The sequence below is a fragment of the Streptomyces sp. NPDC057543 genome, from assembly GCF_042801895.1.
In the GTDB taxonomy this organism is placed as follows: Bacteria; Actinomycetota; Actinomycetes; order Streptomycetales; family Streptomycetaceae; genus Streptomyces.
This window is the reverse complement of record NZ_JBHVFF010000143.1, coordinates 1-20886: the sequence shown is the minus strand read 5'-3', so window position 1 is coordinate 20886 and position 20886 is coordinate 1. Positions and strand designations below refer to the sequence as shown.

The following is a 20886-nucleotide window of genomic DNA, read 5'->3' as shown; positions in this document are numbered from 1 at the left end:
CCGTGGGGGAGGGCGCGGCGGCCGCCGATTCCGTTGCGCCGGGCGTCCGCTGCCCGGTCACGTCTGCGGGGGTCGGTTACTCGACGACCTTCAGCAGCTTGTTCGGTGTGCCCTCCGTCGCGTCGGAGATCGCGTCGGGGGTGGCACCGTCGGTCAGCGCCGTGGCGACCTCTTCCGGGGTGGCGTCCGGGTGACCGGAGAGGTAGAGGGCGGCGGCACCGACGACGTGCGGGGTCGCCATGGACGTACCGGAGATGGTGTTGGAACCGTCGTCGCTGTCGTTCCAGGACGAGGTGATGTCCGATCCGGGGGCGTAGATGTCCACGATCGAGCCGTAGTTGGAGAACGACGACTGCTCGTCGTCCACCGTGGACGAGGCGACCGTGATGGCCTCCGGGACGCGGGCCGGGGAGCTGCCGCTCGCGTCGGCGGAGTCGTTTCCGGCGGCCACCGCGAAGGTGACTCCGGAGGCGATGGCCTTCTGGACCGCGGCGTCGAGCGCCTCGTCCGCGCCGCCGCCGAGGCTCATGTTGGCGACGGAGGGGCCCTCGTGGTGCTCGGTGACCCAGTCGATGCCGGCGACGACCTGCTCGGTGGTGCCCGAGCCGGAGTCGTCGAGGACCCGGACCGCGACGATCTTCGCCTTCTTGGCGACGCCGTAGGTCGCACCGGCGATGGTGCCCGCCACATGGGTGCCGTGGCCGTTGCCGTCGTCGGCGCTGTCGTCGTTGTCGACGGCGTCGTAGCCCGAGCTGGCCCGGCCCTCGAACTCGTTGTGCGTGGTGCGGACACCGGTGTCGATGACGTACGCGGTGACGCCCTCGCCCGCGCTGTCCGGGTAGGTGTACGCGTCGTCGCCGGCCGTCTCGGTCTGGTCGATCCGGTCCAGCCCCCAGGACGGCGGGTTCTCCTGGGTGGCGTCGATGTGGAACTTCTTGTTCTGGACGACCTTGGAGACGGCCGGGTCGGCGGCCAGGCGCTTGGCCTCGGTCAGCGTAAGGCCGCTGGCGGAGAAGCCGTTGATGGCGGAGCTGTAGTTCCGCTTGAGCCTGCCGCCGTACTCCTCGGCGAGCTTCGCCTTGTCGGCCTTGTGGTCCAGCATCACGATGTAGCTGCCCGATACGGCGTTCGCCGCGTCCGCACCGTAGACGATGCCCGTCGCGGGAGCCGGAGCGGCTCCGGCGAGGGAGCTGCCCATCAGGGTGACTCCGGCGGCTGCGGCCACGGCGGTTATCGCCGCGGTCAGCTTGATCCGGCGTGCGCGCTTGTGAATTGCCATGAAGAGGGGTCTCCTCGTCATTCTTCGTGGGGGGATTGGCCCCCGGCCGGAATATCTCCGGGGGTTGGCTCGAAACCCTTGCCGATTGACGCGCTCAGATCAAGACCTTCATGCGGCTGTGACTTACGCAACAAGGCTTCGTAATAAGAAACCGGCCAGCCTCGCCCAAGTCGGACGCGGCCGTCGCAACACCCGTCCCGGGTATGGGGCTTGCCACTCCCGTGTCGACGACCGGCACCCTTCGCAGGCGGGAAGAGGGAACGGGGCGGCGCCCCCGGGCGGGCGAGGAGTCGGCTTGATTCCTCCCCCGCCCGTCACCCGTGCGGTTCGGCCCCGGGTGGCGGGCGCCGCTCTCCTCTCGGGGCCGTCTCAGCGCTGATAGCGGGCCAGCACCCGGTTCCCGTCGTCCACCAGACGTTTCCTCAGCTCCGCCGCGCCGATCGCCCCGCTGTAGTACTCCTGGAGGGCGGGTGTGGCGACCTTGTCCTTCCATTCCGGGTAGCCGCGGACCGCCTGGGCAGGCGCCGGCCGGAGCCCCTTCGCGACCGCGACACCGGTCGACCAGCCGTCCTTGTCGGTGTGCAGGGCCGGGTCCGCCAGGGCCGCCGTGCCGGTCGGAAGCATCCAGTCCCCCTTGGCGAGGCGCACCATGTTCCCCGGCCGCAGCAGGAAGTCGATGAACTGCGCGGCCTCCTTCTTGTGCGGGCTGGCCTCCGAGACGGAGAGGGTCTGCGGGCTCACCCCCTGGGCGAGTCCCCCGCTGCCGACGGGGGCGGGCAGCACCGTCCACTCGAAGCCCTCGGGGGCCTGCTCGACGACCTGCTGGCGGTACGAGAAGCCGAGCGGAACCATGGCGTACTTGCCGCCGAAGAATCCCGGCAGGGTGTCGGAGCCGCCCATGCCGAGCGTGGTGCGTGCGGCGCTGTGGTCGGTGTTCACCTGGTCGTGAATGGTGCCGGGGACGAGTCGGTCGCCCTCGCCCGCGCGGATGGTCACCTTGCCGCCGGCGTCGCGGTGGAAGAGCCGACCGCCGGCGGAGAGCCCGAGGTTGAGGGTGACGGAGACCGGCTCCTTGAGCGGCCAGGCGACGCCGTATCTCCCCTTGCCCGTCAGCTCCTTGGTGACCTGCCGGAATTCGGTCCAGCTCCAGGGGCTGTCGGGGGTGGGGATTCGGACCCCCGACTCCTTGAGGATCCTGGTGTTGGCGATCAGTACGCGGGGCTCCTGGAGGAACGGGACTCCGTAGACGCCGTCGCCGAAGGTGGTGGTCCGCCAGCTCTGCTGCGGGATGTCGGCGGTCAGCCGGTCCGGGAGGAGCGTGCGCAGATCGGCGAGGTAGCCGCCGTACGCGAAGTCGGCGAGGTCGTCGGAGGCGTCGTGGATGACGTCCGGGGCCTCGTCGCCCTCGAAGGAGGTGAGCAGCTGGTCGTGGACGGTGTCCCAGCTGCCCTGGACGTAGGTGACATGGATGTCGGGGTGGGTCGCGTTCCACTCCTTCACCAGTTGCTTGTTGGCGTCGACGGACTCCTTCTGCCAGGCCAGCGACTGGAAGCTGAGCTCGGTCCGCCCGTCGTCGCCCCTGCCGTCGTCCGTCCCCGCGCAGCCGGTGAGCAGCAGAGCCAGCGCGGTGGCCGCGGCGGCGGCTGTCGTCCGTACCCGTGCGCGCATCAGCTCTTCACCGCCCCTGCCAGCATGGAACCGGTGATCCGCCGCTGGATGAGCGCGAAGACGACCAGCGAGGGAAGGGTCGCGAGGAACGCGGCGGCGGCGAGCGGCCCGAGATCGGCCGCGCCCTCCGCGCCGAGGAAGTGGGTCAGCACGATCGGCAAGGTCTGCTTCTCCGGGGTCTTGAGCAGGACGAGCGCGAAGAAGAACTCGTTCCACGCGGTGATGAACGCGAAGAGCGCCGTGGCGACGATGCCGGGGGCCAGCAGCGGCGCGGTGACCGAGACGAGCGTGCGCAGCCGGCCCGCGCCGTCGACCGAGGCGGCCTCTTCGAGCTCGGCGGGCACGGCCCGTACGTATCCGGTCAGCATCCACAGCGCGAACGGCAGCGCCCAGACCACGTACACCATGGCCAGCCCCCACAGGGTGTTGATCAGATGGAGATTCTTGAGGATCAGGAAGAGCGGAATGATCAGCAGGACGAACGGGAACGCCTGGCTGACCACGACCCAGCCGGTGGCGGCCGTCGAGAGCCTGGAGCGATGGCGGGCCGTCACATACGCCATGGGCGTGGCGACGAGAACCGCGACGACGGCGGCGCAGAGGGCGACGATCAGCGAATTGGCAGCGGCCTGGAGCAGCGGCTGTTCGTCGAACGCCGCGCGGAAGTTGTCGAGCGTCGGATGTTCGGGGATCCAGGTCGGGTGCAGAGAGCCCAGTTCGCGCGCCGGTTTGAAGGCGGTGGAGATCAGCCACAGGAACGGGAACGCCAGAAAGACGAGATAGCCGAGCAGTGCGACGTACTGTCCGGCACGTGCGGATCTGCTGGTACGCGCGCTCACCGGTCCTCGCCTCCCCGGAGCCGGCCGACGAGATACCCGGCGAGGATCACGGAGATCACCGCGACCATCACACAGCCCATCGCCGCGGCGTAGCCGAACTGGCCGTAGCGGAATGCCTCTTCGTAGGCGAAGAGCATCGGCAGCCGGGTACGGCCGCCGGGTCCGCCGTTGGTCAGTACGTAGACCAGGGCGAAGGAGTTGAAGTTCCAGATGAAGTTGAGCGCGGTGATGGAGAGAGCGACGGGTCTGAGCGCGGGCCAGGTGACGGTGCGGAAGCGTCGCCAGGCGCCCGCTCCGTCCAGCGCGGCGGCCTCGTGGAGTTCGTGCGGGGTGTTCTGCAGACCGGCCAGTAGGGCGACGGTGGTCTGCGGCATGCCGGCCCAGACGCCCACGACGATCACGGCGGGCAGGGCGGTGGCGAGTCCGGTGAGCCAGGCCCGGCCGTCGCCGAGGCCGAGATCGCGGATGGTCTCGTTGAGGACCCCCGCGTCCGGGTTGTAGACGAGCCGCCACATGATGCCGACGACCACCTCGGGCATCGCCCACGGAATGATCGCCAGCGCCCGGGCCAGCCAGCGCATCCGCAGATTCTGGTTGAGCAGCAGGGCGAGGCCGAGCGCCAGCACGAACTGCGGGACCGTGACGCCGACCGCCCACAGGAGACCGATCCGGAAGGACTCCCAGAAGAGGGTGTCGTGGAGCAGGTCCTGGAAATTCAGCCCGCCCACCCACTGGGTGGAGCGGGTGCGGCCGGACTGGGCGTCGGTGAAAGCCAGCGCGATGCCGTAGAGGAGCGGGCCGACGCTGAGGATGAGGATCGGGATCAGCGCGGGCAGCACCAGGAACCAGGAGCCGGCGCTCCGCTTGACTGGCCGGTGCCGCTTGTCGTGCGGACTGCCGGGCGGGCCGTGCGTCCGGGATTTTACGGTCGCAATCGCTAATGTCATGAATTCGCCCCCTTGCGTCATTCGATCGGTTTCATACCGTTCTGGCCGCTCAGGTGGCCCTCGTCATCGTGCTGACGGGCCCTCGGTTCGTCAAGCGGGCCTGCACGGATGCGAAAATCGGAGCCATGAACGAGAAGCGTGCGCGCGAGGTGCTGACCGCTGCCGGACTGTCCGGCGGTGCGGAGCTGCTCGCGCTGGGTGAGAACGCGGTGTTCGCCGTGGGCGACCTGGTGGTCAAGGTCGGCCGGGACGCCGTGCGGAACCCGGAACTGCGGGACCGGGCCGAGCGCGAGGTGGCCGTCGCCGAGTGGCTGGCCGCTTCGGGGGTCCCCGCCGTGCGGGCCGCCGAGCCCCGGGCGCGGCTGGTGGAGAGCCACCCGGTGACGCTCTGGCACCGGCTGCCCGATGCCGTACGCCCGGCAGAGCCGCAGGATCTGGCGCGGCTGCTCACCCTGGTCCACGCGCTGCCCGCGCCGGACGGGTTCACCCTTCCCCGCCGTGAGCTGCTGGGCGGGGTCGAGCGCTGGCTACGGCTCGCGGGCGATGCGATCGACCCGGCCGACGCCGAGTATCTGCGTGAGCGCCGCGACGGCTTCGCGACGGCGGCGGCCGCGCTGGTCCCCCATCTGCCGCCCGGTCCGATCCATGGCGATGCCCTCCCCCGTAATGTCCACGTCGGCCCGGACGGTCCGGTGCTGGTCGATCTGGAGACCTTCTCCGCCGATCTGCGCGAGCACGACCTGGTGGTGCTCGCGCTCTCCCGGGACCGGTACGGGCTGGCGGCCGAGGCGTACGACGCCTTCACCGCCGCGTACGGCTGGGACGTCCGTGAATGGGACGGCTGTGCGGTGCTGCGCGGTGCGCGGGAGACGGCCAGCTGCGCGTGGGTGTCCCAGCACGCGCCGACCAACCCGAAGGCACTCGCGGAGTTCCGCCGCCGGGTGGCATCACTGCGCGACGGGGACGCGACGGTGCGGTGGTATCCGTTCTAGGGCGCGGACACCCCCGGTCCGGAGCGCGGGTGACCGGGGCCGTCCGGTGGCCGCCGCACCGCCCGCAAGCACGGACCGCTCGGGGCCGGCCGCGTCCTCAGCCGGTCACCGGGGCCGGCTCGCGCAGGGGCCAGCGGCCGTCGATCACCGCGTCCGCCGTGCCCTTGCGGCGCAGGAACTGCTGAAAGTCCGCCGCCCATTGCGCGTACCACTCCACCTGGCGCTCATGGAGTTCGGCGGCGGTCAGCTCGGCCACCGAGCCGTGCCGCTCGGCTATCGCGTACGCCACCCGGACCGCGGCCAGCGCGTCCGCCCCCGCGTCATGGGCGCCGCCGTGCACCACGCCGTACTCGACGCAGACCGCTTCGAGGGTGCGCTTGCCCTTGCGGTAGCGGTCGACGGCCCGGTCGATGGTGTACGGGTCGATGACCGGCCCGATCCCGGCCCCGTCGAGCCGATCGCTCAGAGACGGCAGCCCGTGCCGCCGCAACTCCGCCGTCAGCAGTGTCAGATCGAAGGCCGCGTTGTACGCGACGACCGGCACGCCGCGGCGCCAGTACTCCGTGAGCGTCCCCGCGATCTCGTCGGCCACCTCGCGCACCGGCCGGCCCTCCGCCGAAGCCCGCTCGCTGCTGATGCCGTGGATCGCCGAGGCCTGCGCGGGGATCCGGATACCCGGATCCGCCAGCCAGGTGTCCTGCCGCACCGGCTCCCCGTCCCTGCCGCCGACGCCGACGACCGCGGCTGTCACGATCCGGGCCTCCAGCGGTTCCGTGCCCGTCGTCTCCAGGTCGAAGCCGACCAGCGCCTCCCGGTGCCAGCTCATCCCGTACCTCCTTCGTGGTGCTCTCCCCCAGGTGATGACCACCCTCGCATGCACCACTGACAACGGACGGACAGCCCCTCAGGAACAGCTCTCAGGAGCAACGGCCGGGAAACGGCTCCACAGGAACGGCTCCGTAGGAGACAACCTCTCAAGAGACCGGCCGGGAGTCCGCCCACACGGACTCGAACTCCTCGCGGTACGTCTCGAAGAGCCCGTGCTCGTTCTCCTGTCCCGCCCGGACCACCGCGCGCCCACCGCCGCGCAGCACCAGCACGGGCGCCTCCATGCCGCGTGCGCGCCGCAGATACGTCTGGACGACCCCGACCGCGTCCGTCCCGTCACCGTCCACCAGGTAGGCCGTGAAGCGCGGCGTCTCGTCGAAGACATGGATCTCGAACGCGCCCGGATCCCGGAGCTTGGAGCGGACCCGGCGCATGTGGAGGATGTTCATCTCCACCGACCGGCTCAGCTCGCCCTTCTTGAGGCCCAGCTCCCGCTCACGGCGCTTGACTGCGCTGCTCGCCGGGTTGATGAACAGGAGCCGGACCCGGCAGCCCGACTCGGCGAGCCGGATCAGCCGACGGCCGGAGAAGTTCTGCACCAGCAGATTGAGTCCGATGCCGATCGCGTCGAGGCGGCGCGCACCGCCGAAGAGGTCCTCGGCGGGCAGCTGGCGCTGGAGCCGCACCCGGTCGGAGTGGACGGAGACCACATCCGCGTACCGGTCGCCGACCAGCTCCTCGACGGCGTCGACCGGAAGCCGGTCGGACGAGGGGACCGCCGCCCCGCTGCCCAGGATCTCCAGGAGCCGGGCCGAGGCTCGCTCGGCCTGGGCGAGGACCGCCTCGTTCAGGGCCCGGTTGCGGGAGACCACATTGCGGGCGACCTCCAGCTCGTCGAGCGCCAGCTCGACCTCGCGCCGGTCGTCGAAGTACGCCTCGAAACACGGCCAGTGCTGGACCATCAGCTCGCGCAATTGCGGCAGCGTGAGGAAGCTCAGCACGTTGTCGTCGGCCGGGTCCAGCAGATAGCCCTTGCGGCGGGAGACCTCGCGTACGGCGACGGCGCGCTGCACCCACTCCTGCCCGGCGGGCCCGGCGGCGGCCACCACCCAGTCCTCGCCGTGGACCGGCTCGTAGATGGGCCGGAGCACCGCGGCGACCACGGCGCGCAGCCGCTGCTCCACGAGATTCAGCCAGATGTAGGCACGCCCGGCCCGCTGGGCGCGCGTACGCACCTCGCTCCAGGCGTCCGCTCCCCAGTCCAGTTCCGCGCCGATCTCCATGGGCCGCGCAAGTGAGACCGCCCCGGGCGGGGCATCGGTGGATTCCCCCTCGTGACCCGCGTCACCTGGAGGCAGCTCGAACCCTCCCGAGCTCACCCGCGCACCGCCTTCCACTCCCCCACCAACGATCAAGGAAGGGTACTCCGCGAGCGGGATCCGGTGCAGCAGGATGCGCAGGCTGCTTCGTCAACTCCCCTGTGACATAGGCACGTTCCCAGGTGCGAGATCTGCCGTAGTGAGCGGATTCATAGTGATTGGACCCCCGTCCGGGGCCCTGCACGGGGCCCACGACCGGCTCGGCACCCCGGATTCCCGTTCCGAGCGACACGGGGAGGCCCGATGTTGACCGGACCGCGCGACGTCCTAGGTAGCCGCACCACTTTCGGGGAAGATCTGGCACAAGCAGCCCGAAAGCCCCAGACACCCGGATCAGAAGTGGAAGAGTCGAACCTATGCAGGTCTGGCCGGGACAGGCGTATCCGCTCGGTGCCACGTACGACGGCGCCGGGACCAACTTCGCGGTCTTCTCGGAGGCCGCCCACCGAATCGAGTTGTGCCTGCTGCACGACGACGGTTCCGAGACGGCGGTGGAACTCAGGGAGACCGACGCGTTCGTCCGCCATGCCTATCTGCCCGGGGTAATGCCCGGTCAGCGGTACGGATTCAGGGTCCATGGCCCGTACGAACCGGAGCGCGGCGTCCGCTGCAATTCGGCCAAACTGCTGCTCGACCCGTATGCCAGGGCCGTCGCGGGTCAGATCCGGTGGGGCGAGGCGGTGTACGGCTATCCGTTCGGCCGGCCCGACGCGCGCAACGATCTCGACTCGGCGCCCCACACCATGACCTCGGTCGTGGTCAACCCGTACTTCGACTGGGGCGACGACCGGCGGCCCCGTACGGACTACCACCGCACCGTGATCTACGAGGCCCATGTGAAGGGCCTGACGATGCTCCATCCGGCTCTGCCGGAGGAACTGCGCGGCACGTACGCGGGGCTGGCCCATCCGGAGGTGATCGCCCACCTGACGGAACTGGGTGTCACGGCGATCGAATTGATGCCGGTGCACCAGTTCGTCCAGGACCACAGGCTGGCGGACGCGGGGCTGGCCAATTACTGGGGTTACAACACCATCGGTTTCTTCGCCCCGCACAACGAGTACGCCTCCTGGGGCGACCGCGGTGAGCAGGTGCTGGAGTTCAAACAGGCCGTACGGGCGCTGCATCAGGCGGGCATCGAGGTGATCCTCGACGTGGTCTACAACCACACCGCGGAGGGCAACCACCTGGGTTCGACGCTCTCCTTCCGGGGCCTGGACAACGCCTCGTACTACCGGCTCGCGGACGACCAGCGGTACTACATGGACACCACGGGGACCGGAAACTCCCTGCTGATGCGCTCGCCGCACGTGCTCCAGCTGATCATGGACTCCTTGCGGTACTGGGTCACGGACATGCACGTGGACGGGTTCCGCTTCGATCTGGCGGCCACCCTGGCCCGGCAGTTCCACGAGGTGGACCGGCTGTCGTCGTTCTTCGACCTGGTGCAGCAGGACCCGGTGGTCAGCCAGGTGAAACTGATCGCCGAACCGTGGGACGTGGGTGAGGGCGGCTATCAGGTGGGGAACTTCCCGCCGCTGTGGACGGAGTGGAACGGCAAGTACCGGGACACCGTGCGGGACCTGTGGCGGGGCGAGCCGAGAACCCTCGCCGAGTTCGCCGGGCGGCTGACCGGGTCGTCGGACCTCTACCAGGACGACGGACGGCGGCCGCTCGCCTCGATCAACTTCACCACCTGCCACGACGGGTTCACCCTGCACGACCTGGTCTCGTACAACGACAAGCACAACGAGGCGAACGGCGAGGGCAACCGCGACGGCGAGAGCCACAACCGGTCCTGGAACTGCGGCGCGGAGGGCGATACGGACGAGCCGGAGGTGCTGGAGCTGCGGATGCGGCAGATGCGGAACTTCATCGCCACGCTGATGCTGTCGCAGGGCGTGCCGATGCTGAGCCATGGCGACGAATTCGCGCGCACGCAGCGGGGCAACAACAACGCGTACTGCCAGGACAACGAGTTGTCGTGGGTGCACTGGCCCGACCCGGCCGAGGCCGCGGCCGCGGCTGACGACACGGACGACGCGGACGGGGACGCTCCCGCCGAGGGGGACGGTCTGGGCAGCAGCCTGCTGGAGTTCACCCGGGCGATGGTCTGGCTCCGCCGCGACCACCCGGTCTTCCGGCGCCGCCGGTTCTTCCACGGGCGGCCGGTCGAGGGCACGCACGACGAGCTCTCGGACATCGCGTGGTTCACGCCCGAGGGCCGCGAGATGACGCAGCGGGACTGGCAGGCCGCGCACGCCAAGGCGCTGACGGTCTTTCTCAACGGTCACGCGATCTCGGAGCCGGGCCCGCGCGGCGAGCGGATCTCCGACGACTCGTTCCTGCTGATGTTCAACGCGAGCGCCGAGACGCTGGACTTCTCCGTTCCGGTGAATCACGGTCGGCAGTGGCTGGTGGTGGTCGACACGGCGCGCCCCGCCGGAGTGCTTCCCGGCTCGGGGCCGAAGGTGTCGGCGGGCGAACGGGTGACGCTGGTCGGGCGGAGCCTGGCGGTCCTGCAGCGGCCCGCGTAGGTCCCGGCCGGCGGCCGGCGACACCGCCGGTCGAGCCCATTGGCGCGTTCCGTGACACAGAAGGCCGCAGTCTGGGTACGTAACGGCGCATGACGCCCACCGCCACCTACCGGCTCCAGCTCCAGCCGGACTTCCCGTTCTCGGCCGCCGGACAGGCCGTGCCGTATCTCGCCTCGCTCGGCGTCTCCCATGTGCACCTGTCCCCGGTCCTCGAAGCCGTGCCCGGCTCCAGACACGGGTACGACGTCGTCGACCACGGCCGGGTGCGCGCCGAACTCGGCGGGGAGGAGGGGCTGCGGGAGCTGGCCCGTACGGCGCGTGAGCACGGACTCGGGCTGATCGTGGACCTCGTGCCGAACCACATGGCCGCCGTGCCCCGCCTCAACCACGCGCTGTGGGAAGTGCTGCGCGAGGGCGCCACGTCCCCGTACGCCCGCTGGTTCGACATCGACTGGGCGGCGGGCGGCGGCAAGGTGCTGCTGCCGGTGCTCGCCGGGCCGATCGGCGTCGAGCTCGACAGGCTCCGGGTCGACGGGGAGGTGCTGCGCCACGACGAGCAGGAGTTCCCGCTCCGGACCGGCACCGCCCATCTGCCGATGTCCGAGCTGCTGGATGCCCAGCACTACCGGCTCGGCTGGTGGCGGCTGGCCCGTACGGAGCTGAACTACCGTCGGTTCTTCACCATCTCCGACCTCATCGGAGTGCGGGTGGAGGATCCCGAGGTCTTCGCCGCCACCCACGGCAAGATCCTGGAACTGGTCCGGGACGGGGTCGTCGACGGCCTGCGCATCGACCACCCCGACGGGCTCGCCGATCCCGCGGCCTACCTGGAGCGGCTCTCGGCGGCGACCGGCGGGCGGTGGACGGTGGTGGAGAAGATCCTCACGGGTGCCGAACCGCTGCCCGCTGACTGGGCGGTCGCCGGGACGACGGGGTACGACGCGCTGCACCGGATCGACGGCCTGTTCGTCGATCCGATGGGTGCGGCGGAGCTGATCGGCCGCTACCGGGAGTACTCGGGACCGGCCGGGGACCGCGGCGGTCACTGGACGGCGACCGTGCGACGGGCCGCGTACCGGGTGGTGACACATGAATTGGCCGCCGAGACCGCGCTGCTGACCCGGCTCGCGGTACGCATCTGCGCCGAGGACCCCGCGCTGCGGGACCATGCCCCGTGGGCGCTGCACACCGCCGTGCGCGAACTGCTCGTACGCGTACCCGTCTACCGCCCCTACGTGACGGCCGGTGGCCCCTGCACGGAGACGGCCCGGGCTGCGCTCCCGGACGGGGTCGTGGAGGACGCGAAGGCGGTGTTCTCCGTTCCCGAGGAGGCATCGGCCGTCGATGTGGTGCGGGAGCTGGCGCTGGGGCGGCTGGGCGAGGGGCCCGACCGGGCCGCGTTCTGCGCCCGGTTCGCCCAGACCGCGTCGGCGCTTCGCGCGAAGTCGGTCGAGGACACGGCGTTCTACCGGTACGTGCCGCTGATCTCGGCGAACGAGGTGGGCGGCGATCCCGGGCATCCGGCGGTGACGCCGGAGGAGTTCCACGCGTTCTGCGCCCGGCTGGCGCGCGACTGGCCTGCCACAGGCACGGCGCTGACCACTCACGACACCAAGCGAAGCGCAGATGTACGGGCCCGGCTCGCGGTGCTGACGGAGTGCCCGGAGCAGTGGTCCTGGCTGCTGGTGGAGCTGGCACGGGTGACTCCCGCGGCCGCGCCCGACGCACAGCTTGCCTGGCAGGCCTGGCAGACGGCGTACGGCTGCGCGAGGCTGCCGGCCCGCGAGATGGCGGGGCGGCTGGAGCCCGCACTGCTGAAGGCGGTCCGCGAAGCGGGGCTCTTCACCAGCTGGACCGAGCCGGATCCGGCGTACGAGCGGGCGGTGACGGACTTCGTGGCTGCGGGGCCGGCCGCGGGCAACGGTCCGGTGCGGGAGGAGCTGGAGCGGTTCGCGGGCACGCTCGACCCGTATGTACGGGCCAATGTGCTCGGCGCGGCGCTGGTGCAGCTGACGATGCCGGGTGTGCCGGACCTGTATCAGGGCACGGAACGGGAGTACGTGGCGCTGGTCGACCCGGACAACCGGCGGCCGTTCCGCCACCCGCCCGAGGACGGACCGTCCAGCGAGAAGGGCGAGCTCACGGCGGTCGCGCTGCGGCTGCGGCGCGACCGGCCCGAGGTGTTCGGCGAGTCGGCAACGTACACCCCGCTGAGCGCGCGGGGCCCGGCGGCCGCGCACTGTCTGGCCTTCTGCCGTTCGGGCGAGGTGGTCACGGCGGTGACCAGGCTGTCGCTGCGGCTGGCGGAGTCCGGCGGCTGGCGCGGGACGGAGCTGACGCTGCCGGACGACGGCCCGTGGACCGATCTGCTGGCAGCGGGCCGGAAGTTCACCGGGGCCACGGTCGCGGCGGTCGACCTGTTCGCCGAACGGCCGGTGGCGCTGCTCAGCCGGGTCGGACGAGAAGGGCCCGCGGACCGCGGGTGAGCAGCCCGGTGCCGACCGGGCGGAAACCGTCCGGCCGGCGGAGCCGGGGCATCGCGTCGAGCAGGGCGCGCAGGCCCTGCCGGGCCTCCAGCCGGCCGAGCACCACGGCGGGGCAGCCGGGCGGTCCGGTGAGGGAACGGCCCTGGTCACGGCGGAAGGGGTCGAAGAGGTCGGCGGCGGCCCGGTTCCTCAGCAGGGGAGCACCGCCGGCGGCGTCGCGCATTCGGTGTACGGCCGTCCTGGTGATGGCGGCGCGCCCGGACGGGCCGTAACTCAGCCCGCGGGCGACCGGAGGCAGAACGGCCCGGAGGCACCGAGCAGCTCCGTGAACGCGGCGGCGGCCCCGGTGAGCTCGACTCGGGAGAAGACCGTCAGCCGACGCCGCCACGGCGGGTCGACGGCGAGCACCGCGCAGTCCTCGCCGACCGATCCCCGGACCACGTGTACGGGGGCTGCCGCGACTCCGACACCGGCCGCGGCCATCCGTACCGCTGTCGAGGTGTGTTCGGTGCGCACCGCCGTACGGGGCGTGAAGCCGGCCTGTCCGCAGGCCCGGTCCAGGAACGCCCGGCCCTGCACCACGGGCTCCATCGCGCAGCGCACCCAGGGCCGATCGGCCAGCTCCTGGAGTCGGACCGAGGTGCGTCCGGCGAGCCGGTCGTCGAACGGAACGACCAGGACGATCTCCTCCTCGCCGACCGGGACGACGGGCCCCGGCCAGTGCGCGGGCGGGGGGCCGACGGCGAGGTCGGCGGTGCCCCGTTCGATGTGTTCCTCCAGCGCCTCCGGGGTGGCGTACTCGTGGAGCACGAGAGCGACCCCGGGGTGCGCCCGGCGCCAGCGGGCGAAGACGTCCGGGAGGATGCCGACGGCCACCGCGTGCACCGTCGCGATGTGCAGCTCGCCGCCCTCCGCCCCCGCCGCCGCCCTGGCCGCACGCCGCGCCTGCGCGGCACTGCGTACGGAGCGCTCGGCGTGCGGCAGGAAGGCACGGCCCATCGGCGTCAGCCGCACACCCCGCGGCAGCCGTTCGAGCAGGGCGCCGCCGACGGTCTTCTCCAGGGCCTTGATCTGGTGAGAGAGCGCGGGCTGGGTGACATGGAGGAGTTCGGCGGCCCGGGTGAACGACGCCGCCTCGACGACCGTGACGAAGTACTCCATCTGTCGCAGGCTCACCGCGTGCTCCCCGTCTTCCTGGTGGACCGTGTCCGGCGGCCCGTACCCGTACCTCGACCCATAAAGGCTGTGCATCGGGTCCAAAGAAACATTGTCTTGGACTCATGGCAAGGAGCAGGCAGAGGCTGTGGCCATGAATCGGGCCGGGGAATTGAACGAGAACGAGACCGACGTGCTGGTGATCGGCGGTGGCACCGGCGGGTACTCCACCGCCCTGCGGGCCGCTTCCCTGGGTCTGAAGGTGGTGCTCGCGGAGCGCGACAAGGTCGGCGGCACCTGCCTGCATCGCGGCTGCATCCCCAGCAAGGCGATGCTGCACGCCGCCGAACTCGTGGACGGCATCGCGGAGGCCCGGGAGCGTTGGGGTGTGCGGGCGGCCGTGGAATCGGTGGACTGGCCCGCGCTGGCCGCGACGAGGGACGACATCGTGGCGCGCAATCACCGCGGCGTGGCGGGCCACCTCGCGCACGCCTCAGTCGAAGTGGCTTACGGGAGCGCAGAGTTGATCGGCCCTCGCAGTGCGCGGATCAACGGTTACGGGGAGGTTGTCGCACGCCGTGGCATCGTTCTCGCGACCGGATCCCGGCCGCGCATGCTGCCGGGTCTGACCGCCGACGGGCGCCGCGTGGTCACCAGTGACGACGCGTTGTTCGCGCCGGGGCTGCCGCGGTCCGTCCTGGTGCTGGGCGGCGGGGCTATCGGGGTCGAGTACGCCTCGTTCCACCGGTCGATGGGCGCGGACGTCACCCTGGTCGAGGCCGCCGACCGGCTCGTACCGCTGGAGGATGTCGATGTGTCGCGCCATCTGACCCGCGGCCTGAAGAGGCGAGGCATCGATGTGCTGGCCGGAGCAAGGCTGTTGGACGCGGTCGTGGGGGACGACGAGGTCGTGGCGACCGTACGCACCTCGCGCGGCGAAACCCGCACGGTGCGGGCCGAGCGGCTGCTCGTCGCGGTGGGGCGTGCCCCGGTGACGGACGGACTCGGTCTTGCGGCGGCTGGTCTGGCCGCCGACGACCGCGGTCATGTGGTGCCCGCCGACTGGTCCCGTCTCGAAACGTCCGTGCCGGGCCTGCACGTGGTGGGCGATCTACTGCCGCCGCCGTCCCCGGGGCTGGCTCACGCGTCCTTCGCCGAGGGGCTGCTGGCCGCCGAGACGCTGGCCGGTCTGCGCTCACCGGCGGTGGACTACGCAGCCGTCCCCCGGGTCACGTACTCGTCCCCGCAGACCGCGTCGGTGGGCCTGACCGAGGATCAGGCCCGCGACGCCGGGCACGATGTCGCGGTCAACACCATGCCGCTCACCGCCGTGGCCAAGGGCATGGTCCACGGGCAGGGCGGCATGGTGAAGGCCGTCGCCGGGCGGAATGGCCGGGTGCTCGGGGTGCATCTCGTCGGCCCGCATGTCTCCGAGATGATCGCCGAGAGCCAGCTGATCGTCGGATGGGACGCCGAACCCGCCGATGTGGCGCTTCACATCCACGCCCACCCGACGCTCTCCGAGGCGGTCGGCGAGGCCTTCCTCACGCTCGCCGGGCGCGGTCTCCACCAGCAGTCCTGATCCGGACGAAGGGGCCCTGGGGCCCGGTCGGCTATCGGGGAGGGGGTCCGACGACGGGCGCGGAGAGCCGGAAGCTCATGCGGCCGAAGCTCACCTGGTCCCCCTCACGGACCGGGACCGTGCCGGTGACCCGTTGCCCGTTGACACAGGTGCCGTTGGTCGAGCCGAGGTCGCGCAGCAGCCAACGGCCGCCCTGCACGGTGAGTTCCGCGTGGAGCCGGGAGACGGTCTCGTGGTTGAGCCGCAGGCCGTTGCCCGGGTCGCGGCCGATCAGCAGGGGGTAGGGGCTGGGGGCGGGGAGCAGGAGCTTCGGGAGCCGTTCGGTCTGCCAGACCCGGCGTACCCGGCCGGGAAAGCCGGACACCCCGCTCACGATCCGGAGTACCCGCCGTGACCAGCGGCCTTCGCTCTCCAGGTCGGCGGTGAGCGCCGCAAGCTCCTCCGAGCGCCGGGCGGCGAGGGCCAGTTCCATGCGTCGCATGAAGGTGTCGTGGGACAGCTTGCCCTGTGCCGCGCCCTCTCTGAGCACGCCGAGAACACGGTCGCGCTGGGCGTCGGACAGCCGCGCGGGGTACGTGTGGAACTCGAAGGGGGACGTCACGCGGTCAATTGTCGGCCGACCGCCCCGGAGTGTCCAGAAGAACCCAGGCTTTCCGCCCTCCTGACCTGCGCGGAACACCGGCACGGAAAATTCCGGGGCGGCTGCCGGGCAGGCGTTGTACTCTCTGCGCCGCCGGCCGCCCGGCGACCGCCACACGGCCTTTTACGCATTTCAGGGAGATCATGTGACCTCTGCACCGGGGGAATTGACTGTCCGACCGCTCGCCGGTCCGCAGGAGCTCGGGCTCTTTTGCCAACTCTCGTACGTTCTCGATCACGAGCTCGCGGAGGATCTGGAGAGCGGGCGTCGCCGGCCCGAGTGGATGTGGATGGCGCTGCGCGGCGAACGGGTGGTGGCACGGATCGCTTGGTGGAGCCGGGACGGTGACGTGCCGCTGCTGCTCGACGTCTTCGACCTCGACGACACCCTGCCCGAGCCCGAACGCGGCGAGGCGGGCCTGCGGCTGCTGGAGGCGGCGACGGCGGCGGTCGTACCGGCCGGTGCCCCGCGGCCCGAGTACGGTCGCTACGTCCCGCCGGACTGGCGCGAGGACCCGGTGGCGCGCGATGCCGTCGAAGCCCGGATCCGGGTCATGGAGCGTTCCGGTGCGCGGATGCTGGTCGAGCGGCTGCGCCTGGAGTGGCGCGCCGGTACGCCGGTCCCCGCCGACAGCGGCCGGCTGCGGTTCCGCCCGGTCGACGGACGGGAGGATCTTCTCGCGCTGATGACACCGGTGATGGAGGGCACCCTCGACGCGCACGGACGGGCCGACCTGGAGTCCGGGCTCAGCGCTCGCGAGGCGGCCGAGAAGCACTACGACGAGGAGCTGGTCGCGTACCCGACACCACGGGAGTGGTGGCGCATCGCCGAACTGCCGGACGGTGAGCCGGTCGGGTTCGTTATTCCGGCGCGCAACAGCTACAACCCGATCATCGCGTACATCGGTGTGCTGCCCGCCCGGCGCGGCCACGGGTACATCGACGACATCCTCGCCGAGGGGACCAGGGTGCTGGGGGCGCAGGACGGCGTGGAACGGATCCGGGCCGCGACCGATCTCGGCAACGTCCCGATGGCGAGGTCCTTCGAACGCCTCGGGTACGTGAACTTCGAGCGCGCCTTCGACATGGTCTGGGACGAGAAGTCCTGAGCGGCGGATCTGCCTGCGTTGCGCGCTCGTCAGCGTGCTTCACGGCCGGCCGGCGAGGAAGCTCCGCAGGTGGGCGGTGAGGACGGCGGGCTGGTCCTCGGGGATCAGCGTGTAGCTGTCGGCGATCTCGACGAGCTCGGCCTGCGGCAGCAGTTCGGCCAGGCGGCGGCCGTGGGAGAGGGGCATCACGCGGTCCTCGGTGGCCCAGGCGACAAGGGTGGGGCGGTCGAAGGTGCGAAGCGCCTCGGACCAGGCGAGCAACTCGGCCTTCGGCGGGGTGCTGAGGACGTACTTGCGCAGGTCGCGGCGCACCTCGGCGGAGCTGACCACGGGCCGGAACCAGGCATCCATGATCTTCGGGCGGCACCGGCCGCTTGGTCATCCAGCCCCAGGTCACCGGAAGTCGGCGCATGGGCTTCAGGCGGAGCAGGTTGAAGGCCAGGGCCAGGCCGCCGGGCAACCTGGCGGAGGTGACCAGGTTGCTGCCGGGCAGGCCGGCGTCCGCCCGGACGGGCCTGCAGGAGGTCTCGCAGCCGCTGTTTGTAAGCACCATAGAACGGCTCGGCGGCCAGGCACTTCAGGACTGAGACGAGTTCGGTCGGCTGCGGCTGGGTGTCGACCGCTGTGAAGGTGTGGGGCACATGACGTCGACTCATGGGTGAAACGTAGGCGCTTCGGCTGATCCCGAACGGCGTTCGGGAAGGTCACCTTCGCGCTAGCGGCAGAAGCACTGGTAGTGGCGGTCTTGAGTGCCGAGGGCCATGTCAGGACATGTGACGCACAGCATTGATCACGCGGCGGGCGGTCAGCGGGCTCCGGGCTTCTCCGGGGCGCCGTGCCGGACCGCGGAGGACTTCTGTGTGCGGATCAGTTCCCGGTACCAGGCGTACGAGTCCTTGGGCGTCCGGCGCAGCGTCTCGTAGTCGATGTGGACGAGACCGAACCGCTTGCTGGCGCCCTCGGTCCATTCGACGTTGTCGGTGAGCGACCAGGTGAAGTAGCCGCGGACGTCGACGCCCGCGTCGATGGCCGTGCGCAGGGACCTCAGGTGCTCTTCGAGGTAGGCGATCCGGCGGGTGTCCCGGGCGGGCTCGTCGACGGCGCAGCCGTTCTCGGTGATGTAGAGCGGCGGGAGTCGGTCGCCGAAGCGGCTGTGGAGCTGGACGAGGGTTTCGCGCAGCCCGTCGGGGACGACGGGCCAGCCGAAGTCGGTCTTCTCGTAACCCTCTATCTCGCGGATACCGAAGGGGAGTTCGGCGGGCATCCGGAAGCCGGAGAAGGAGTCCGGGGCTTCCGTGTGCGGGGCGCCGACGAGGGTGGGGTTGTAGTAGTTGACCCCGTACCAGTCGATGGGGGTGGAGATGGTCGCCAGGTCGTCCTCGACCGGGCCCGGCATCAGCGCGGCGAAGTTCTCGTCGGGGTAGCGGCCGGTGAGGATCGGGTCGGCGAACAACCAGTTGGTGATCGTGTCGTACAGCTCCGCGCCCAGGCGGTCCTCGTCACGGTCCCCGGCCGTCCAGACAGGGGTGTGCGAGACGGCGATGCCGATGTTGTCCGCGCCCGCGCCGCGCAGGGCGCGGACGGCCAGGCCGTGGGCGAGGAGCTGGTGGTGGGCCGCGGGCAAGGCGTCGAAGAGGAGGGTGCGGCCCGGTGCGTGCTCGCCGAGGGCGTAGCCGAGCATCGTCACTTCGGCCGGTTCGTTGATGGTGATCCACATCGGTACGCGGTCGGCGAGGCGCTCGGCGACGATGCCCGCGTACTCGGCGAAGCGGTAGGCCGTGTCGCGGTTGAGCCATCCTCCCTCCTCCTCCAGGGCCAGCGGGGTGTCCCAGTGGTAGAGGGTGGGGGCCGGGGTGATGCCGTGGGCGCAGAGTTCGTCGACGAGGCGGTCATAGAAGTCGAGCCCCTGCGGGTTGACCGGTCCGCTGCCGCCGGGGACCACGCGCGGCCAGCTGATGGAGAACCGGAAGGCATCGGCGCCGAGACCGGCCAGGAGGGCGACGTCCTCGCGGTAGTGCCGGTGGAAGCCGGTTGCGCGGGTGGTGTCGGTGCCGTCCTTGATCCGTCCGGGCTGTGCGGCGAAGGCATCCCAGCCGGAGGGGCCCTTGCCGTCGGTCTCGGACGCGCCTTCGGTCTGGAACGCGGAGGCGGCGGCCCCCCAGAGGAAACCGGGCGGGAACGACGGCACAGTCATCTCGGCCTCCACAGCCGTAAGAGGGAGCGCGTATTGAGCAGAACCTGACGGGGCAATGATCAGAACCAGACCTTAATCGCCAGTAACGGGCTCGATCCAGTGTCGTGAGTCAGCCGTCGCGGCTACTGCCGACCATGGAGCGCAGGGGCGAGGAGACGAGGAGCGTTGCATGCTGTTCGAGGTATGGGCACCAGATGCGGACTCGGTGGAACTGCGACTGGCGGGGGCGCCGCGTGCGATGGGGCGTGATCCCCTGCGGGACGGCTGGTGGACGGTCGAGGCGGAGGCGTCGGACGGGGACCGCTACGGCTTCGTGCTGAACGGGGACGAGGCCGGCGGGGGCGGCGAAGGTGCGGGCGACGGGACCGTGCTGCCCGATCCGCGCTCGCGCCGGCAGCCGAACGGACCGGACGGCGAGAGCGCCGTCGTCGACCACTCGGCGTACGCCTGGCGCAATGACTGGGCGGGCCGGGGGCTGCCGGGCGCCGTCCTGTACGAGCTGCACATCGGTACGTACACCGACGAGGGCACCTTCGACGCCGCGACGGCCCGGCTCGGCCATCTCGCCGAACTGGGCATCACCCATGTGTCGCTGATGCCGGTCTGCCCCTTCCCCGGAACCCACGGCTGGGGGTACGAGGGGGTGTCGCTCTGGGCCGTGCACGAACCGTACGGCGGCCCGGAAGGGCTGAAGCGCTTTGTCGACACGGCGCACGGTCTCGGGCTCGCGGTCGTCCTGGACGTGGTCCACAACCATCTCGGCCCGTCCGGCAACCATCTCCCGGCCTTCGGCCCGTACTTCACCGAGAGCCACCACACGCCGTGGGGCGCGGCGGTCAATCTCGACGCGCCCGGTTCGGACGAGGTGCGGGCGTATCTGCTGGGCAGCGCGCTCGCCTGGCTGCGGGACTACCGGCTCGACGGGCTGCGGCTGGACGCCGTCCACGCCCTGGCCGACGACCGGGCGCTGACGTTCCTTGAGGAGCTGGCCGCGGCGACCGACGCGCTGGCCGCCGAAGTCGGTCGTCCGCTCTCGCTGATCGCCGAGTCCGACCGCTGTGATCCGCGGACGACGACACCGCGCGAATCGGGCGGCATCGGGCTGCACGCCCAGTGGAACGACGACTTCCACCACGCCCTGCACACCGCGCTGACCGGCGAGTCCCAGGGCTATTACGCGGACTTCGCCACGGCCCCCCTGGCGGCCGTGGCGAAGACCGTGACGAGCGCGTTCTTCCACAACGGTACGTAC

15 protein-coding genes and 2 pseudogenes are annotated in these 20886 nt (G+C 71.0%); 6 read left to right on the top strand and 11 right to left on the bottom strand.

Annotated features, from left to right (window positions below):
* Positions 1-76: 76 nt before the first annotated feature.
* The 4 genes from ACFU8Q_RS23195 to ACFU8Q_RS23180 all read right to left on the bottom strand — a co-directional run bounded on the left by ACFU8Q_RS23195 (position 77) and on the right by ACFU8Q_RS23180 (position 4733).
* Entirely contained in the window at positions 77-1279 is a 1203-nt protein-coding gene (locus tag ACFU8Q_RS23195) for a S8 family serine peptidase (protein ID WP_384456976.1), read from the bottom strand.
* Between the two features lie 369 nt (positions 1280-1648).
* A complete protein-coding gene (locus ACFU8Q_RS23190; RefSeq protein WP_384456974.1) occupies positions 1649-2947 on the bottom strand; it encodes an ABC transporter substrate-binding protein in 1299 nt (432 codons plus the stop codon).
* Entirely contained in the window at positions 2947-3786 is an 840-nt protein-coding gene (locus tag ACFU8Q_RS23185; RefSeq protein ID WP_384456972.1) for a carbohydrate ABC transporter permease, read from the bottom strand. Before ACFU8Q_RS23185 ends, ACFU8Q_RS23190 begins: the two co-directional genes overlap by 1 nt.
* On the bottom strand, positions 3783-4733 hold the full coding sequence (locus ACFU8Q_RS23180) for a carbohydrate ABC transporter permease (RefSeq protein WP_384456970.1): 951 nt from the start codon (positions 4731-4733) through the stop codon (positions 3783-3785). The genes ACFU8Q_RS23185 and ACFU8Q_RS23180 overlap by 4 nt, the downstream gene beginning before the upstream one ends.
* Positions 4734-4858: 125 nt before the next feature.
* Between ACFU8Q_RS23180 and ACFU8Q_RS23175 the strand changes: the two genes are divergently transcribed.
* Complete coding sequence (locus ACFU8Q_RS23175) at positions 4859-5725, top strand: phosphotransferase enzyme family protein (protein WP_384456969.1); 867 nt, start codon at positions 4859-4861, stop codon at positions 5723-5725.
* Positions 5726-5822: 97 nt separating this feature from the next.
* On the opposite strand, the gene ACFU8Q_RS23170 is transcribed toward ACFU8Q_RS23175, so the two are convergent.
* Both ACFU8Q_RS23170 and ACFU8Q_RS23165 read right to left on the bottom strand, forming a co-directional pair.
* Positions 5823-6551, bottom strand: a complete 729-nt coding sequence (locus ACFU8Q_RS23170) for a 3'-5' exonuclease (protein ID WP_384456967.1) — start codon at positions 6549-6551, stop codon at positions 5823-5825.
* Between the two features lie 148 nt (positions 6552-6699).
* Positions 6700-7932, bottom strand: a complete 1233-nt coding sequence (locus tag ACFU8Q_RS23165; protein ID WP_384456965.1) for an SAV2148 family HEPN domain-containing protein — start codon at positions 7930-7932, stop codon at positions 6700-6702.
* A gap of 356 nt (positions 7933-8288) precedes the next feature.
* On the opposite strand from ACFU8Q_RS23165, the gene glgX reads away from it, so the two are divergent.
* Both glgX and treY read left to right on the top strand, forming a co-directional pair.
* Positions 8289-10469: a glycogen debranching protein GlgX gene (glgX, locus tag ACFU8Q_RS23160; RefSeq protein WP_384456964.1), complete on the top strand. Its 2181-nt coding sequence runs from the start codon at positions 8289-8291 to the stop codon at positions 10467-10469.
* Between the two features lie 89 nt (positions 10470-10558).
* Positions 10559-12955, top strand: a complete 2397-nt coding sequence (gene treY, locus ACFU8Q_RS23155) for a malto-oligosyltrehalose synthase (protein ID WP_384456962.1) — start codon at positions 10559-10561, stop codon at positions 12953-12955.
* Here treY and ACFU8Q_RS23150 read toward each other — a convergent pair.
* Together ACFU8Q_RS23150 and ACFU8Q_RS23145 are read right to left on the bottom strand one after the other, a co-directional pair.
* Positions 12915-13136, bottom strand: a pseudogene (locus tag ACFU8Q_RS23150) (cytochrome); the annotation flags it as partial. The gene treY and the pseudogene ACFU8Q_RS23150 sit on opposite strands and share 41 nt — an antisense overlap.
* Before the next feature lie 92 nt (positions 13137-13228).
* The gene (locus ACFU8Q_RS23145) at positions 13229-14131 is read right to left on the bottom strand and encodes a LysR substrate-binding domain-containing protein (RefSeq protein WP_384456960.1); all 903 of its coding nucleotides are present in this window, start codon (positions 14129-14131) and stop codon (positions 13229-13231) included.
* Between the two features lie 133 nt (positions 14132-14264).
* Here ACFU8Q_RS23145 and lpdA point away from each other — a divergent pair, with 133 nt between their 5' ends.
* Positions 14265-15692 carry a dihydrolipoyl dehydrogenase gene (gene lpdA, locus ACFU8Q_RS23140; RefSeq protein WP_384456978.1) on the top strand — a complete coding sequence of 476 codons (1428 nt, stop codon included), beginning with the start codon at positions 14265-14267 and terminating at the stop codon, positions 15690-15692.
* A gap of 31 nt (positions 15693-15723) precedes the next feature.
* Here the strand turns inward: lpdA and ACFU8Q_RS23135 are convergent, their stop codons facing one another.
* Positions 15724-16293, bottom strand: a complete 570-nt coding sequence (locus ACFU8Q_RS23135; protein ID WP_384456958.1) for an FHA domain-containing protein — start codon at positions 16291-16293, stop codon at positions 15724-15726.
* Between the two features lie 184 nt (positions 16294-16477).
* Between ACFU8Q_RS23135 and ACFU8Q_RS23130 the strand changes: the two genes are divergently transcribed.
* Complete coding sequence (locus ACFU8Q_RS23130) at positions 16478-17440, top strand: GNAT family N-acetyltransferase (RefSeq protein ID WP_384456956.1); 963 nt, start codon at positions 16478-16480, stop codon at positions 17438-17440.
* Positions 17441-17479: 39 nt separating this feature from the next.
* On the opposite strand, the pseudogene ACFU8Q_RS23125 reads toward ACFU8Q_RS23130, so the two are convergent.
* Positions 17480-17936 (bottom strand): annotated as a pseudogene (locus ACFU8Q_RS23125) (alpha/beta fold hydrolase); the annotation flags it as partial.
* A 309-nt stretch (positions 17937-18245) separates the two neighbouring features.
* Positions 18246-19634 (bottom strand): GH1 family beta-glucosidase, encoded by a 1389-nt coding sequence (locus tag ACFU8Q_RS23120; RefSeq protein WP_384456954.1) that lies wholly within the window; start codon positions 19632-19634, stop codon positions 18246-18248.
* A gap of 169 nt (positions 19635-19803) precedes the next feature.
* On the opposite strand from ACFU8Q_RS23120, the gene ACFU8Q_RS23115 reads away from it, so the two are divergent.
* Positions 19804-20886, top strand: a 1083-nt coding sequence (locus ACFU8Q_RS23115; RefSeq protein ID WP_384456952.1) for an alpha-amylase family glycosyl hydrolase, incomplete at its 3' end; no start/stop codon positions are given.

Coding starts and splice junctions, on each gene's coding strand:
- ACFU8Q_RS23195 (WP_384456976.1), bottom strand. CDS start 1,279: ATGGCAATTCACAAGCGCGCACGCCGGATCAAGCTGACCGCGGCGATA.
- ACFU8Q_RS23190 (WP_384456974.1), bottom strand. CDS start 2,947: ATGCGCGCACGGGTACGGACGACAGCCGCCGCCGCGGCCACCGCGCTG.
- ACFU8Q_RS23180 (WP_384456970.1), bottom strand. CDS start 4,733: ATGACATTAGCGATTGCGACCGTAAAATCCCGGACGCACGGCCCGCCC.
- ACFU8Q_RS23175 (WP_384456969.1), top strand. CDS start 4,859: ATGAACGAGAAGCGTGCGCGCGAGGTGCTGACCGCTGCCGGACTGTCC.
- ACFU8Q_RS23170 (WP_384456967.1), bottom strand. CDS start 6,551: ATGAGCTGGCACCGGGAGGCGCTGGTCGGCTTCGACCTGGAGACGACG.
- glgX (WP_384456964.1), top strand. CDS start 8,289: ATGCAGGTCTGGCCGGGACAGGCGTATCCGCTCGGTGCCACGTACGAC.
- treY (WP_384456962.1), top strand. CDS start 10,559: ATGACGCCCACCGCCACCTACCGGCTCCAGCTCCAGCCGGACTTCCCG.
- lpdA (WP_384456978.1), top strand. CDS start 14,265: ATGAATCGGGCCGGGGAATTGAACGAGAACGAGACCGACGTGCTGGTG.
- ACFU8Q_RS23120 (WP_384456954.1), bottom strand. CDS start 19,634: ATGACTGTGCCGTCGTTCCCGCCCGGTTTCCTCTGGGGGGCCGCCGCC.